Raw genomic sequence first — 18,134 nt, 5'->3', positions numbered from 1 at the left:
TGTGTGTGCTCACCACCTCGCGCGACGGTTTCGACATCGACACGGACACCACCGCGATCGAGATAGATCAGTTGGATCTGTCCGCGTATTCGGATGATCCGGTGACCGATGCCGAGCGGATCATGCCGCTGCGGCCGTCGAATACCGCGTACGTGATCTTCACGTCGGGTTCGACAGGACGGCCGAAGGGTGTGGCCGTCAGCCATGCCGCGATCGTGAACCGCCTGGTCTGGATGCAAACCGAATACGGTCTCGGCCCCTTCGATGTGGTGCTGCAGAAGACCCCGGCGACGTTCGACGTGTCGGTGTGGGAGTTCTTCTGGGCGATGCAGGTCGGCGCGCGGCTGGTGGTGGCGAAGCCGGACGGGCATCGCGATCCGGCCTACCTCGCGCAGGTGATCGCCGAAGAGCAGGTCACAACGGTGCATTTCGTGCCGTCGATGCTGTCGGTATTCGTGGCGGACGATCGGGCGCGCGAGTGCACCAGCCTGCGCAATGTCTTCGCCTCGGGTGAGGCGCTGCCCGCGGTCGCCGCACAGCGGCTGCTGGCGCTGACCCCGGCGTGGTTGCACAACCTGTACGGCCCGACCGAGGCGGCGGTCGACGTCACCTATCACGAGGTGACAGAGGCCGACACGGTATCGGTGCCGATCGGTTCTCCGGTGTTCAACACGCAGGTGTACGTGTTGGATGCGCGGTTGCGTCCGGTTCCGGTGGGTGTCGCGGGTGAGCTCTATCTGGCGGGCGCGCAGTTGGCGCGCGGCTATGTGGCGCGCGCTGACCTGACGGCGGATCGGTTCGTGGCGAACCCGTTCGCGGGGGGTGGGTCCGGGGGCCAAGGCGGAGCGCGGATGTATCGCACGGGTGACCTGGTCACCTGGACGGCGAATGGTGAGCTGGAGTACTTGGGCCGCACCGACTTCCAGGTGAAGCTGCGCGGCCTGCGCATCGAGCTCGGCGACATCGAAACCGCGCTCACCGCACACGATGCGGTCGCGCAGGCGGTCGCCCTGGTGCGCTCCCATGCGCGCACCGGCGACCAGCTGGTCGGCTACGTGGTGCCGACGGCCGGCGCGACAGTGGACATCGAGCAACTGCGGGCGTACCTGTCCGCGCAGCTGCCGTCGTACATGGTGCCCGCCGCGATCATGGTGATCGACGCCATGCCGCTGAACCCCAACGGCAAGCTGGATCGGCGCGCGCTGCCCGAACACACCTACCAGGCACGGGAATTCCGCGCACCGTCCACGACGATCGAGGAGATTGTCGCGAACACCTTCGCCGAGGTGCTCGGCATGGCGGCCGCCGACGGCGAGCGCGCCGTCGGCATCGACGACGACTTCTTCGACCTGGGCGGCAACTCGCTGATCGCCACCCGGGTGGTCGCCCGCCTCGGGGCCGCATTGGACACCACGATCCCGGTGCGGATGCTGTTCGAGGCGCCGACCGTCGCCGCGTTGGCCGCGCGGGTGGAGCCGAACCAAGGTGCCGGACGCCACCGCGAGCTGGTGGCTGGTCCGCGCCCGGAGCGGATTCCGTTGTCGTTGGCTCAGCAGCGGATGTGGTTCCTCAACCGGTTCGATACGGCCTCGTCGGTCAACAACATTCCAGCTGCGATTCGTTTGTCCGGTGATCTGGATGTTGCCGCGCTGCAGCAGGCGGTGGGTGATGTGGTCGCCAGGCATGAGATCTTGCGGACTGTCTATCCGGAGCAGGGCCGGGCGGCGTATCAGGTGATCCTGCCTGTCGAGCAGGCGGTTCCGGACCTGACGCCGGAAACGGTGGCGGCTGGGGATGTCGGTCAGCGGATCGTCGAGGTGGTTTCGGCTGGATTCGACGTGACCACCGAGGTTCCGTTGCGGGCCGAACTGTTCCGCGTCACAGCCGGGGACGCTGTGGTGGGAGCCGACGCTGCCGCTGTGGTGGGAGTCGAGTCCGAGTATGTTCTCGTGTTCGTCGCGCACCATATCAGCGCGGATGGCTGGTCGATGGGGCCGTTGACTCGTGATGTGATGCTGGCTTACGCGGCCCGCTCGGCTGGTGTGGAGCCGGGGTGGGCGCCGCTGGCGGTGCAGTACGCGGACTTCAGTCTCTGGCAGCGTGACGTGCTCGGTTCCGAGGCCGACCCCGACAGCCTGTTCACGCAGCAGGCCGAGTATTGGCGTGCCGCGTTGGCGGGGTTGCCGGATGAGCTCAATCTGCCTGCCGATCGGGCGCGTCCGACGACGCAGTCGTTCGCGGGTGGGCGTGTGGCGTTCCCGATCGATGGTGAGTTGCATCGCCTGTTGACCGAGGTCGCCAGGGAGCAGAACACGACGCTGTTCATGGTCGTGCATGCCGCGTTGGCGTTGTTCCTGGCTCGTATGTCTGGTACCGACGACATCGCTGTCGGTACTCCGGTGGCCGGACGCGGTGAAGCCGAGCTCGATGATGTGATCGGCATGTTCGTCAACACGTTGGTGTTGCGTTCGCATGTGGATGGCGATCTGAGTTTCGGTGAGTTCTTGGCCAGGACGAAGGACGCCGATCTGCAGGCTTTCGCGCATGCGGATCTGCCTTTCGAGCGGTTGGTGGAGTTGCTCAACCCGGAGCGTTCCACGGCGCGGCACCCGCTGTTCCAGGTGGCGTTGTCGTTCGAGAATCTTCCGGAGAGCAGCTTCGAGTTGCCTGGGTTGCGGGTCGATGCGGTCGATTTCGATGTCGATACCGCGAAGTTCGATCTGTCGCTGACCATCAGGGAAGCGGGACCGAACCCGGACGACGCGGGTATGCACGCGGAGTTCTCTTTCGCGCGTGACCTGTTCGACGAAGACACGGTGCGGGTGTTCGCCGAACGGTTCACCAGACTGCTACACGCGATCACCACCCGACCGGAGCAGCCGATCGGCGACCTGCAGCTGCTGGACACGGACGAGTACCAGCTGCTCACGCACATGCACGGCGAGGACGTGATGGCCACCGGTCTGCTGCCGGACCTGCTCGCGCGCGGCGCGCGGCTGGACCCGGAGCAGATCGCGGTCCGCTACCAGGGCAGGTCGATCACCTACCGGGAGCTCGACGAGTACTCCTCGCGCCTGGCGCGGGTGCTCATCGCGCGCGGCGTCGGACCGGAAGGCATAGTGGCGCTGTCGTTCCCGCGCTCTTACGAGATGGTCGCCGCGTTCTGGGCGGTGGCGAAGGCGGGCGGCGCGCATGTGCCGATAGACCCGACCTATCCCGAAGACCGTAAGCGGCACATGGTCAACGACTCCGGCGCGGTCATCGGCATTACCGCGAGCGAGAGCGTGGACCGGCTGCCGCGCAACGTCGAGTGGCTACGGATGGACGATCCGGAGTTCGGCGAGCTGGTCGAGCGCCAGTCCGCCGAGCCTGTGACGGACGCGGACCGGATTTCCGCGCTGTCCATGCGGCACCCGGTGTATGTCATCTACACCTCGGGTTCGACGGGTATGCCCAAGGGCGTCACCGTGACCCACGCGGGTATGGGCGGTCTGGCCGGCGTCGCGACCGGCCTGTACCAGCTCGAGTCGCACCACCGGTTCCTGCACATCTGCTCGCCGAGCTTCGACCCGTCGGTGCTCGAATGGCTGTGTGCCGCCTACATCGGTGCCACGCTGGTGATCGTGCCGTCGACCATCATCGGCGGCTCGGAGCTGGCCGAGCTGCTGCGCACCGAGCGGGTGACGCACACGATCATCACTCCCGCGGTGCTCGGCACGGTCGATCCCGCAGGCATGGAGGCGCTCGAGGTCGCTTCCGTCGGCGGCGACGTCACTACGCCGGAACTGTTGGCCAAGTGGGGGCCGGGCCGTAAGTACTTCAACGCCTACGGCCCGACCGAGACGACGATCATCTCGTCGTACGCCAGCCTCACCCCAGGCAGGCACATCACCATCGGACGTCCGGTGCTCGGCATGTCGGCCCTGGTGCTTGACAACCGGCTGAACCCGGTGCCGCCGGGCGTCGCGGGCGAGCTGTACCTGGCCGGTGGCGCGCTGGCGCGCGGCTACCACAACCGCCCCGACCTCACCGCGGAACGGTTCGTCGCCAACCCGTGGAGCAACGAGGGCGCGCGGATGTACCGCACTGGTGACGTCGTGCGCTGGTTTGCCGAACCCGGTGAGCGGGAGGGCAACGCCGCGGTGCCGTCGGTGCGGTGGGAGCTGGACTACGTCGGCCGCTCGGACTTCCAGGTGAAGATCCGCGGCTTCCGCATCGAGCTCGGCGAAATCGACGCCGTGCTCGGCAAGCACGAGGACGTCGAGTACGCGATCACGCTCGGTCGCCAGACCGCTGCGGGCGCGACGATTCTCGTCTCCTACGTGCTGGCGACGCTCGGCCGCGAGATCGACACGGCGCGGCTGACGGAGTACGCGTCGCGCAGCCTGCCGCCGCACATGGTGCCCACGGCAATCGTGGTGATCGACGAGATCCCGCTGACTCCGGTCGGCAAGCTGGACCGTGAGGCGCTGCCGTCGCCGGTGTTCGAGGCGAAGGTGTTTCGCGCGCCGTCCACGCCGATCGAGGAGATCGTCGCAGGCATCTTCATGGACGTGCTCGGCGTCACCCGGCTCGGCTTGGACGACAACTTCTTCGAACTCGGCGGCAACTCCTTGCTGGCGACCCAGGTGACCGCGCGCCTCAGTGCGGCGCTGGACACCCAGCTGGCGGTCCGTGATCTGTTCGATGCCTCGACGGTGTTCGAACTGGCCGCTCGCGTCGAACGCAACGCCGGATCTGGCAGGGTCCGGCCGCGGCTCGTCGCGGAAGAACGACCGGAACGCGTTCCGCTCTCGTTGGCCCAGCAGCGGTACTGGTTCCTCAACCAGTTCGACACCAGCACTTCCGCGGTGGACAACATTCCGCTCGCGGTGCGTTTGTCGGGTGCACTCGATGTGGCCGCGCTCGGCCAGGCGATCGGTGATGTCTTCGCTCGCCACGAGTTGCTGCGCACCACCTACCCGCGCTCGGTCGATGGTCCGCACCAGGTGATTCACCCGGCGGCCGAGACCGTGCCCGTGCTCGTCCCGGTCGAGGTGGCCGAGGCGGATCTGCTGCAGACGCTGATCGAGTTCGCCCGCATCTCCTTCGATGTCACCGTCGAGGTGCCGCTGTCGGTGGCGCTGTTCCGCATCATCCCGGATGGGCATGGGACGGAGTCCGAAACCGTCGAGCATGTGGTCGCCTTCTCCGTGTACCACATCGCCAGCGACGGGGCGTCCACCGGTCCGCTGGCCCGCGATGTGATGGCGGCCTACTTGGCCCGGGTGAACGGCGAGGTTCCGCAGTGGGAGCCGCTGCCGGTGCAGTACGCCGATTTCGCGGTGTGGCAGCGTACGGTGCTCGGTTCCGAAGAAGACCCGGAGTCGTTGGCCGCCCAGCAGGTCGCCTACTGGAAGTCCACGCTGGCCGGTCTGCCGGAGCAGCTGGAGCTTCCTACAGACCGACCGCGTCCGCCCGCGCAGTCATTCCAGGGCAAGGCGATTCGCTTCGAGATCTCGCCGGACCGGCATCGGCGCCTGCAGGAATTGGCGCGGGCCAACAACGCGTCATTGTTCATGGTGGTGCACGCGGCGTTGGCGGTGCTGCTCGCCCGGTTGTCCGGGACAGACGACATTGCGGTGGGTACACCGATCGCCGGTCGTGGTGAGCGCGAACTCGATGATCTGATCGGTATGTTCGTCAATACTTTGGTGTTCCGCACCGAGGTTGATGGTGGTATGCGATTCAGTGAGCTGCTCGCGGGTGTGCGGGAGCGGGATCTGGAGGGGTTCGCGCACGCGGATGTGCCGTTCGAGCGGCTTGTCGAGGTGCTCAATCCGGTGCGCTCGACCGCGCGCAACCCGCTGTTCCAGGTGAGTCTGTTGTTCCAGAACTTCACCAAGACGACGTTCGAGCTGCCCGGATTGACCGCCAGTCCAGTCGATTTCGATATGCAACTGGCTAAGACCGATCTGGAAGTGACCCTGTACGACCGGTATGCCGAAGACGGCACACCCGCGGAGATCCTCACCGAGTTCGCCTACGCCATTGATTTGTTCGACGAGGCGACTGTGCAGGGGTTCGCGGACCGGTTCGTCATGGTGCTGGATGCGGTCATTGCCGACGTCTCGGTGCCGGTGGGTGAGATCGATCTGCTGGCGCCTGCTGAGCAGGGTCGGATCCTGCACGAATGGAACGATACGAAGCATCCGGTCCACTCCGGGTTGCTGCTGGATGGGTATCGGCGTGCGGTGGCTGCCGATCCGGGCGCGGTAGCGGTGGTGTTCGAGGGTGTCGAACTGACTTATGGTGAGTTCGACGCACGAGTGAACAGGCTTGCGCGGTTGCTGATCTCGCAGGGTGTGGGCGCGGAATCGTTGGTGGGGTTGGCCCTGCGGCGTTCACCCGACCTCGTGGTCGGCATGTATGCGATCGCCGCGGCGGGTGGGGCGTGGGTGCCGCTGGACCCCGACCACCCGGCCGAACGCATCGCACACATCCTGGACACCGCTCAACCGGCCTGTGTCGTGACAACCAGTACGGACGCGGTCACCGTGCCCGGCGATATCACCGTCCTCACGATGGACACACTGGACCTCGACCGATTCGACTCTTCCCCGGTGCGTGCTGGGGAACTACTGCGTCCGGTATCGCCGCAGCATCCGGCGTATGTGATTTTCACGTCGGGGTCGACAGGTCGGCCGAAGGGTGTGGCGGTATCGCATGCGGCGATCAACAACCAGATCGAGTGGATGTTGGCGCAATACCCACTCGGTCGGGGTGATGTGTATCTGCAGAAGACAGCGACAACGTTCGATGTGTCGTTGTGGGGTTATTTCATGCCGTTGCGGGCAGGCGCGAAACTGGTCGTCGCTACGCATGACGGGCACCGCGACCCTGCCTACGTCGCGGACACGATCACCGCGCAACGGGTCACGGTCACCGATTTCGTGCCCTCGATGCTGGCGGTATTCGCCACACAGTTGACCCCGGGGTCGGTTCCGACGCTGCGGGATGTTTTCGTGATCGGTGAAGCGCTGCCACCGGAAACAGTGACAGCCTGGCAGACCGTATCCGGTGCGGTACTGCACAACCTCTACGGTCCGACCGAGGCCGCGGTATCGGTCACCTACTGGCCCGCCGACGGGCGTGACGAGCGGACCGTGCCGATCGGGCGCCCGCAATGGAACACCCAGGTGTATGTGCTGGACTCACGCCTGCGCCCGGTCCCGGCCGGGGTGCCCGGTGAGTTGTATCTGGCCGGTGACCAGCTGGCACGCGGTTATGTGACTCGACCGGATTTGACCGCGGACCGGTTCATCGCCAGCCCGTTCACGGCCGGTGAGCGGATGTACCGCACCGGTGACCTCGTGGTATGGCGCGCACCAGCAGGGGATCTCGCGCACCGGCTGGAATACATCGGGCGCACCGATTTCCAGGTGAAGTTCCGTGGACAACGCATCGAACTCGGCGAGATCGAAACCGCGTTGCTGACACAACCCGGCGTGAGCCAAGCAGTAGCAGTAGTCACCGGATCGAGCCTGGGCGACCAACTGGTGGCTTATGTGGTCGCCGCAGCGGGAGATCGGATCGATCCGGTCGCGCTACGGTCGAGGATCAGCGACATCCTTCCCACCTACATGGTTCCCGCGGCGGTCGTGGAGTTGGACGCGTTCCCGCTGAACACCAGCGGCAAACTCGACCGCAAAGCACTACCCGAGCCGGAGTTCGAAGCGAAGGTGTTCCGTGCACCCTCGACACCGGTCGAAGAGATCGTGGCGGGGGTGTTCGCTGACGTGCTCGGTATCGAGCGGGTCGGCGCGGATGATGACTTCTTCGCTTTGGGTGGCAACTCACTGATCGCTACCCAGGTCACCGCACGCCTTGGTGAGGCGTTGAGCACGCGTGTTCCGGTGCGGTTGCTGTTCGAAGCGGCGACTGTCGCGGCGTTGGCGGTTCGGGTCGAGCGGCAGGCAGGCACCCTCGGGCGGGTGGCGTTGGTCGCTGGTCGCCGCCCGGAGCAGGTCCCGTTGTCGCTGGCTCAGCAGCGGATGTGGTTTCTGAATCAGTTCGATACCCAGTCCACGGCCTACAATCTGCCGATCGCGGTCCGGTTGACCGGCTCGTTGGATGTGTCGGCGCTGCGTGCGGCGATCACGGACCTGGTAGGCAGACACGAGGTTCTGCGTACGGTGTATCCGGCCCTCGACGGGGACCCGATACAGCTGATTTTGTCGCCGGCTCAGGCGGCGTTGCCGTTGACGGTGCGGTCGATCCCCGCGGTGGATGTCGAATCCGCTGTCGTGGGATTGGTTTCGACGCAGTTCGATGTCACCGGTGAGGTGCCGGTACGGGTCGCGCTGTTCGAGATCCAGGACGCCGGGGCAGTCCCGGAATATGTGATCGCGATGGTGGTCCACCACATCGCCGGCGATGGTTGGTCGGTCGGCCCGCTGGTGCGGGATCTGATGACCGCGTATGTCGCACGCTCCTCAGGCGAGTCACCGAACTGGGCTCCGCTACAGGTGCAGTACGCCGACTACAGCATGTGGCAGCGTGAGCTACTGGGCAGCGAGGACGACCCGGGTTCGCTGATGTCGGATCAGGTCACCTACTGGCGGAGGGCACTGGCAGATCTACCCGAACAGCTCGACCTGCCCGCGGATCGGCCACGTCCGGCGACGCAATCCTTCACCGGTGCCACCGTGGAAGTGGATATCGATGCCGAGGCCCACCGTGGGCTGATCGAGGTCGCGCAGTCCCAGAGCGCGACACTGTTCATGGTCGTGCACACCGCGTTGGCGGTGTTGCTGGCCCGGTTGTCGGGCACCACCGATATCGCGATCGGCACACCGATGGCCGGCCGGGGTGAAGCCGCGCTCAACGATCTGATCGGGACATTCATCAACACACTGGTATTCCGCAGCCACATAGATACCGGTGAAGCGTTCACCGATCTGCTCGCACGTCAACGCGAAACCGACATCCAAGCATTCGCGCACGCGGATGTGCCGTTCGAACGACTGGTCGAGGTACTCAACCCGGCACGTTCCACAGCACGCCATCCACTGTTCCAGGTCGGTTTATCGTTCCAGAACCTGGCCGTCACCACACTCGAACTGCCAGGGCTGACAGTGTCGGGAGTGGACTTCGACACCGCGATCTCACAGTTCGACCTGCACCTGGTCCTCGCCGACCGATACGACCAGTCAGGGACACCGACCGGCCTCACCGGCATGTTCACCTACGCCACCGACCTATTCGACCAGACGACTGTGCAAGGGTTCGCGCAGCGGTTCACTCGTTTGCTGGGGGAGATCCTCACCGCGCCACACACTCCGGTAGGTGATCTGGAACTGCTGGCGCCTGCTGAGCAGGGTCGGATCCTGCACGAATGGAACGATACGAAGCATCCGGTCCACTCCGGGTTGCTGCTGGATGGGTATCGGCGTGCGGTGGCTGCCGATCCGGGCGCGGTAGCGGTGGTGTTCGAGGGTGTCGAACTGACTTATGGTGAGTTCGACGCACGAGTGAACAGGCTTGCGCGGTTGCTGATCTCGCAGGGTGTGGGCGCGGAATCGTTGGTGGGGTTGGCCCTGCGGCGTTCACCCGACCTCGTGGTCGGCATGTATGCGATCGCCGCGGCGGGTGGGGCGTGGGTGCCGCTGGACCCCGACCACCCAGCCGAACGCATCGCACACATCCTGGACACCGCTCAACCGGCCTGTGTCGTGACGACCAGTACGGACGCGGTCACCGTGCCCGGCGATATCACCGTCCTCACGATGGACACACTGGACCTCGACCGATTCGACTCTTCCCCGGTGCGTGCTGGGGAACTACTGCGTCCGGTATCGCCGCAGCATCCGGCGTATGTGATTTTCACGTCGGGGTCGACAGGTCGGCCGAAGGGTGTGGCGGTATCGCATGCGGCGATCAACAACCAGATCGAGTGGATGTTGGCGCAATACCCACTCGGTCGGGGTGATGTGTATCTGCAGAAGACAGCGACAACGTTCGATGTGTCGTTGTGGGGTTATTTCATGCCGTTGCGGGCAGGCGCGAAACTGGTCGTCGCTACGCATGACGGGCACCGCGACCCTGCCTACGTCGCGGACACGATCACCGCGCAACGGGTCACGGTCACCGATTTCGTGCCCTCGATGCTGGCGGTATTCGCCACACAGTTGACCCCGGGGTCGGTTCCGACGCTGCGGGATGTTTTCGTGATCGGTGAAGCGCTGCCACCGGAAACAGTGACAGCCTGGCAGACCGTATCCGGTGCGGTACTGCACAACCTCTACGGTCCGACCGAGGCCGCGGTATCGGTCACCTACTGGCCCGCCGACGGGCGTGACGAGCGGACCGTACCGATCGGGCGCCCGCAATGGAACACCCAGGTGTATGTGCTGGACTCACGCCTGCGCCCGGTCCCGGCCGGGGTGCCCGGTGAGTTGTATCTGGCCGGTGACCAGCTGGCACGCGGTTATGTGACTCGACCGGATTTGACCGCGGACCGGTTCATCGCCAGCCCGTTCACGGCCGGTGAGCGGATGTACCGCACCGGTGACCTCGTGGTATGGCGCGCACCAGCAGGGGATCTCGCGCACCGGCTGGAATACATCGGGCGCACCGATTTCCAGGTGAAGTTCCGTGGACAACGCATCGAACTCGGCGAGATCGAAACCGCGTTGCTGACACAACCCGGCGTGAGCCAAGCAGTAGCAGTAGTCACCGGATCGAGCCTGGGCGACCAACTCGTGGCCTACATCGTGCCCAGGTCAGGACACACCGCCGAGCAGACCGAACTGATTACCGCGATCAGCGAACGTCTACCCGCCTACATGGTGCCCGCGGCAGTCGTGGAGTTGGACGCATTCCCGCTGAACACCAGCGGCAAACTCGACCGCAAAGCACTGCCCGCACCAGAATTCGAGACCAAACTATTCCGTGCCCCCTCCACACCGACCGAGGAAATCATCGCGAACGTATTCGCCGACGTACTCGGCATCGAGCAGATCGGCGCCGACGACGACTTCTTCGCCCTGGGCGGCAACTCACTAGCCGCCACACAAGTCGTAGCACGCATCGGCGCCGCACTCGACTCACGAGTCCCAGTACGAACACTCTTCGAAACATCCACCGTCGCCGGACTCGCGGCGACGGTCGAGCAGCAGGCGGGCACTGGTGGCCGCAAGGCACTAGTGGCTGGTCCGCGCCCGGAGCGGAATCCGTTGTCGCTGGCCCAGCAGCGGATGTGGTTCCTCAACCAGTTCGATACCGCCTCATCGGTTTACAACATTCCAGCTGCGATTCGTTTGTCCGGTGATCTGGATGTTGCCGCGCTGCAGCAGGCGGTGGGTGATGTGGTCGCCAGGCATGAGATCTTGCGGACTGTCTATCCGGAGCAGGGCCGGGCGGCGTATCAGGTGATCCTGCCTGTCGAGCAGGCGGTTCCGGACCTGACGCCGGAAACGGTGGCGGCTGGGGATGTCGGTCAGCGGATCGTCGAGGTGGTTTCGGCTGGATTCGACGTGACCACCGAGGTTCCGTTGCGGGCCGAACTGTTCCGCGTCACAGCCGGGGACGCTGTGGTGGGAGCCGACGCTGCCGCTGTGGTGGGAGTCGAGTCCGAGTATGTTCTCGTGTTCGTCGCGCACCATATCAGCGCGGATGGCTGGTCGATGGGGCCGTTGACTCGTGATGTGATGCTGGCTTACGCGGCCCGCTCGGCTGGTGTGGAGCCGGGGTGGGCGCCGCTGGCGGTGCAGTACGCGGACTTCAGTCTCTGGCAGCGTGACGTGCTCGGTTCCGAGGCCGACCCCGACAGCCTGATCGCGCAGCAGGCCGAGTATTGGCGTGCCGCGTTGGCGGGGTTGCCGGATGAGCTCAATCTGCCTGCCGATCGGGCGCGTCCGACGACGCAGTCGTTCGCGGGTGGGCGTGTGGCGTTCCCGATCGATGGTGAGTTGCATCGCCTGTTGACCGAGGTCGCCAGGGAGCAGAACACGACGCTGTTCATGGTCGTGCATGCCGCGTTGGCGTTGTTCCTGGCTCGTATGTCTGGTACCGACGACATCGCTGTCGGTACTCCGGTGGCCGGACGCGGTGAAGCCGAGCTCGATGATGTGATCGGCATGTTCGTCAACACGTTGGTGTTGCGTTCGCATGTGGATGGCGATCTGAGTTTCGGTGAGTTCTTGGCCAGGACGAAGGACGCCGATCTGCAGGCTTTCGCGCATGCGGATCTGCCTTTCGAGCGGTTGGTGGAGTTGCTCAACCCGGAGCGTTCCACGGCGCGGCACCCGCTGTTCCAGGTGGCGTTGTCGTTCGAGAATCTTCCGGAGAGCAGCTTCGAGTTGCCTGGGTTGCGGGTCGATGCGGTCGATTTCGATGTCGATACCGCGAAGTTCGATCTGTCGCTGACCATCAGGGAAGCGGGACCGAACCCGGACGACGCGGGTATGCACGCGGAGTTCTCTTTCGCGCGTGACCTGTTCGACGAAGACACGGTGCGGGTGTTCGCCGAACGGTTCACCAGACTGCTACACGCGATCACCACCCGACCGGAGCAGCCGATCGGCGACCTGGAGATCCTGGAGGAGTCCGAGCGTACGGACCTGCTCACTCGGGTTGGTGGCCCAGCAGTGCGGCCGCGCACCCTTCCGGAGCTCATGACGGCGGCGGCGGCCGCGAATCCGCACGGTCCGGCAGTTGTTTTCGAGGGCCACTCGTTGACCTACGCCGAACTCGATGCCGCCTCCACACGATTGGCGCGAGTCCTGATCGATCGTGGCGCGCGTCCGGAGGTGCTGGTCGCCGTGGCGATTCCGCGGTCGATCCAGTCGGTCCTCGCGGTGTGGGCGGTGGCCAAGTCGGGCGCCGCATTCGTGCCGGTCGACCCGGCCTACCCGGCCGACCGCATTGCGCACATGGTCTCCGACTCGGGTGCGCGGCTCGGCCTCACGATCGCCGCGGAAGCCGCTGCGCTGCCGACGATCACGAGCGGTGCCGGCTGGCTGGTCTTGGACGATCCGCAGTTCGAGGCCGAAGTGCAGGCGCAGTCGGATCCTCCGATCGCCGAATCCGAGCGGCGCGGTGTGATCCGGGCGGAAAACACCGCGTACGTGATCTACACGTCCGGTTCCACCGGTCTGCCCAAGGGTGTCGTGGTCACCCATGCCGGCCTGGCCAACTTCAGCGCTGAGCAGGTGGAGCGGTATCGCCTGGATAGGGATTCGCGGGCGCTGGCATTCGCGTCTCCGTCTTTCGACGCGTCGATGCTGGAGCTGTTGCTCGCGCTCGGCTCGGCGGGCGGGCTCGTGGTCGCGCCGCCGCTGACGTTCGGCGGCGAGGCGCTGGCCGACCTGATCCGTGCCGAGGGTGTCACGCATGCCTTCCTGACTCCGTCGGTGCTGGCGTCGCTGGACTCGGATGCGTTGTCGGGTATGCGGGCGATCGTCGCGGGCGGCGAAGCGGTGCCTGCTGATCTGGCGGCCAAATGGGTGGAGGTGTCCGAGCGGGCGTTCCACAACGGGTACGGGCCCACGGAGACGACGATCATGACCAACATCAGTGACGCGTTGCGGCCTGGTGACCTGGTCACCATCGGTGGTCCGATCCGCGGCATGCGGTCGCTGGTGCTCGACAGCAGGCTGCGTCCGGTGCCCGAAGGTGTCGCGGGCGAACTGTATGTGGGTGGTATCCAGTTGACGCGCGGCTACCACGCGCGACCGGGACTTTCGGCGGCGCGGTTCGTCGCCGACCCGTACGGTGCGCCTGGTGATCGTCTCTACCGCACTGGCGATCTGGTGCGTTGGGGCAGTGTCGGGGGCGTCCCGGTCGTGGAGTATGTGGGCCGCAACGATTTCCAGGTGAAGGTGCGTGGTTTCCGCATCGAGCTCGGTGAGATCGATGCCGCGCTCGCGGCCGAGCCGGGTGTGGACTTCGCGGTCACGATCGGTCGCGAGTCAGGTTCTGGTGCGACGATGCTGGTTTCCTACGTGCTGCCTGCCAAGGGCGCGACGCTGGAGCCTGCTGTGCTGACCGAACGGATCGGGCGGACGCTGCCGGAGTACATGGTTCCGACGGCGATCGTCGTGCTCGATGAGATTCCGCTTACGCCGGTCGGGAAGCTCGACCGTAGGGCACTGCCTGAACCGGTTGTGGATACCCGCGCCTATCGCGCCCCGCAGAACTCCACCGAACGGGTGATCGCTGAAGTGGTCGGTGACGTGCTCGGCATCGACCGGGTCGGTCTCGATGACGACTTCTTCGCGCTCGGTGGTGACAGCATTGTTTCCATCCAGTTGGTGTCGCGGGCCAAGACGCGTGGGGTGAGCTTCACCCCGCGTGACGTCTTCGAGCAGCGCACCGTTGCCGCGCTGGCCGAGATCGCGACGCTCGGCGGTCTTGAACAGGCGAAGCTGGAGGAACTGCCCGGCGGCGGTGTCGGCGAGATCCCGCTGACGCCGATCATGACGCAGTTCCTCGCGAGCGGCTCGTCCTACCAGCGGTTTTCGCAAACCATGGCGCTGCGACTGCCCGAGGGCATCGATCGGGAGACCCTGGTCGGCACCATCGCGGCGGTGTTCGACCACCACGACGTGCTGCGGTCGCGCCTGCGCCGCACCGGCGCGGACTGGACGTTCGAGGCGCTGCCGCACGGTGCCGTAGACATCGACGCGCTGGTGCATCGGGTCGACCTGGCCGCCGACACCGATGACGCAGAGCTGGCGCGGGTCGGCGCCGAGGCGTTGGACGCGGCGCTGGGCCGGCTCGATCCGGCGAATGCGGCGATGGCGCAGTTCGTTTGGTTCGCCTTCGACGGCGAGCGGCGCGACGTGTTGCTGATCGCCGCGCACCACTTCGTGATCGACGGCGTGTCGTGGCGCATCCTGATCCCGGACTTCGCGGTCGCCTGGTCGCAGCTGGTCGCGGGTCAGCCGGTGGCGCTGCCTGCCAACGGCACCTCGATGCGGCGCTGGGCGCACAGCCTCCTCGACGCGGCGCGTGCGCCGGAACGGGTCGCGGAACTGCCATTCTGGCAGCAGGTTTCGGCCACGCCGGACCCACTGCTCGGCGCGCGCGCGTTCGACCCGGCGATCGACACGAACGCGACCGTCGAGCGAGTCGAAATCACGCTGTCCGCCGAGATCACCGACGCGGTGCTCGCCGCGATCCCCGGTCTCTTCCGCGGCGGCGTGAACGACGGTTTGCTGTCGGCGCTGGCCATGGCGGTCGTCCGCTGGCGTGGCGAGCGCTCGGCGGGAGCGACAGGCCCGGAGGCGGCAGCTCGCGTAACCGCGGACGCCGCCATCGGACACCACACGGCGCTGATCAAGCTGGAAGGCCACGGTCGCGAAGAGGACGTCGTCGCCGGCGCGGACCTCTCGCGCACCGTCGGCTGGTTCACCACCGCCTACCCGGTCCGGCTCGACCTGGCCGGCGCGGACCTCACAGACGCCTTCGCCGGTGGCGCCGCGCTGGGCGATATCGTGAAGTCGATCAAGGAGCAGTTGCTCGTGGTGCCCGACAAGGGCATCGGCTATGGCCTACTGCGGCATCTGAACCCGGAGACCGCGCCGAGTCTCGATAGCGCGGGTGGGAGCAGGGTGGGATCTGACGCGGGTGGGAGCAGGGTGGGATCTGACACAGCCCAGATCAGCTTCAACTACCTGGGCCGGATGTCGGCCGGAGCGAACCACGAGCAGCTTGCCGAGATCGGCTGGGTGCCGGTGGCCGACCTCGGTCAGCTGGATGTCGACATGGATCTCGACATGCCCGCCAACGCGACGATCGACATCAACGCGATTGTCACAGACGGCGCGGACGGCCCGCAGCTGGGTGCGTCGTTCGCCTTCCCGACCGGGCTGCTCGGCAAGGAACAGGTGCAGGAGTTCGCCGGCCTCTGGGTCGAGGCGCTCACCGCGCTGGCCACGCACGCTCAGCGGCCGGGCGCGGGCGGCTTCACGCCGTCGGACATGCCGCTGGTCCGGGTCGGCCAGACCGACATCGAGCTGTGGGAACGGAACTACCCGGCGCTGGTCGAGGTATGGCCGCTCTCGCCGCTGCAGTCCGGTCTGCTGTTCCACGCGCTGATGACCCAGTCCACCGTGGACGTGTACACCGTTCAGTCCGTGGTGGATCTGGGCGGCGTGCTGGACGTCGCACGGCTGCACGCCGCTGCGCAGGGCATCATCGACCGGTACCCGAACCTGCGCAGCGCGTTCGTCACCGACTCCGACGGACAGGCCGTGCAAGTGGTGCTGGATCGGGTCGAGGCGCCGTGGCGCGAGGTGGATCTCACCGGGTTGCCCGCCGAGCAGCGGACCGCTGAACTGGGCAGGCAGGTCGCGGCCGACCAGGCGACGCGCTTCGACATGTCCACCCCGCCGCTGCTGCGGTTCACGCTGTTCCGCAGCGACGAGGCACAGTGGCACCTGGCCATCACCACGCACCACATCCTGGTGGACGGTTGGTCGATGCCGCTGCTCTTGCGGGATCTGCTGGTGCTGTACGCGGTCCGCGGCGACCAGACGGCGATGCCGCGGGTGGCCTCTTACCGCAACTTCCTCGGCTGGCTGGCCGGGCGCGACCGGGACGCCTCGCTGCGCGCCTGGGCGTCGGCGCTGGACGGCATCACCGAGCCGACGCAGCTCGCGCCGCAGCCGCGCGCCGAGGAGAACTACGAGATCGGCAAGCTGACCACCCAGATCGACGCCGACCGCACCCGCCGGATCACCAAGCACGCAGCCGAACTCGGCGTCACGGTGAACACACTGGTGCAGGCGGCGTGGGGCATTCTGCTCGGGCGGCTCACCGGTCGCGGCGACGTGGTGTTCGGCGCGACGGTGTCCGGCCGTCCGGCGGAGCTGTCCGGCGTGGAGTCGATGGTGGGTCTGTTCATCAACACGCTGCCGGTGCGGCTGCGGATCGATGACCGCGAGACCGTCGGCAAGCTGCTGGAGCGGTTGCAGCACGATCAGGCCGACCTGCTCGAGCACCACTACGTGGGGCTCACCGACATCCAGCGGGTGGCGGGCGCCGGGTCGTTGTTCGACACACTGGTGGTGTTCGAGTCGTATCCGATCGACAAGGAAGCGATCGCGGCGGCCAGCTCGATCGACGGCATGTCGGTCACCGGTGTCGGCCTCAACGACGCGACACACTATCCGATGACGCTGATGGTGATCGCGGAGTCCACCATCGACCTGGTCCTGAAGTACCTCGGCAGCCGGTTCACCGCGGAAGAGGTGGAAATCCTCTCCGCGCGCCTGGTCCGGGTGCTGGAGGCGCTGGTCGGCGATCCAGATTCCCTGATCGGCGACATCGATATTCTGGATGCGGGTGAACGGGCCAAGCTGCTGGTCGAATCCGGTATCACGGCAACGGCTTCCGCGCCGGAGCCGGTCGGCCGGGTCGGTGCGCGCACGGTGGCCAAGGTCCTCGGCGAGGTCGTCGAGGAGGACCCGGAGGCACCCGCGCTGCTTGCCGACGGCGACGAGGTCGCCTACCACGTGCTGGATCGGCGCTCCTCACAGCTGGCCAGGGTGCTGATCGATCGCGGTGCGGGACCGGGCGACGTCGTCGCGGTGGCGCTGCCGCGCTCGGTGGATGCCGTGGTCGCGGTGTGGGCGGTGCAGAAGGCCGGTGCGGCCTGCCTGTTCGCGGTCGATCTGTCGGCGGCGGAGCTGGTCGCGGCGGGCGCCGGGTTCGGGATCGCCCTGGAACCGGTGCCCGACAGTGAGATTCGCTGGCTGGTACCCGACGACCCGCAGACGCGGGAGGAACTCGCCGCGGCTGCCTCGCATCCGGTGTCCTACACGGATCGGGCGCGCCCGCTCGGCGAGGATCACCCGGCGTTCGTCGTTCCCACGGCGGGCGGGGTCGTCGCGGTCACCCAGACCGAGGCGCTCGCCCAGGCCGAACGGGTGCGCGAGGAGTACGAGATCGACTACGAGTCGACCACGTTCACCGCCGCCTCATCCGGCCGCGCGGCCCTGCTGGAATTCCTGGCCGCCAGCACCGCGGGCGCCCTCTCGGCCCTCCCGAGCGGTGACCTCGACGGCGAGGTGACCCACTGGTTCGTGGCCCCCGGCGAGCCGGCCGATGCGGCTGACGCCGAAGTGCGGATCGTGATCGCCGAGTAA

Annotated in this window: 1 protein-coding gene (cut by a window edge); it reads left to right on the top strand. The window is 66.5% G+C overall.

Annotated elements, in window-relative coordinates:
- On the top strand, positions 1 to 18,134 hold the 3' portion of the coding sequence (locus OHB12_RS20940) for a non-ribosomal peptide synthase/polyketide synthase (protein ID WP_327110281.1). 19,786 nt of this gene lie to the left of the window's left edge; only the last 18,134 of its 37,920 coding nucleotides appear in the window; its start codon lies off the left edge, out of view; it ends in the stop codon at positions 18,132 to 18,134.

It is taken from the genome of Nocardia sp. NBC_01730, assembly GCF_035920445.1.
Classification (GTDB): domain Bacteria; phylum Actinomycetota; class Actinomycetes; order Mycobacteriales; family Mycobacteriaceae; genus Nocardia.
Note: the sequence above shows the minus strand (reverse complement) of the source record. Positions and strands in the feature narration are given on the sequence as shown.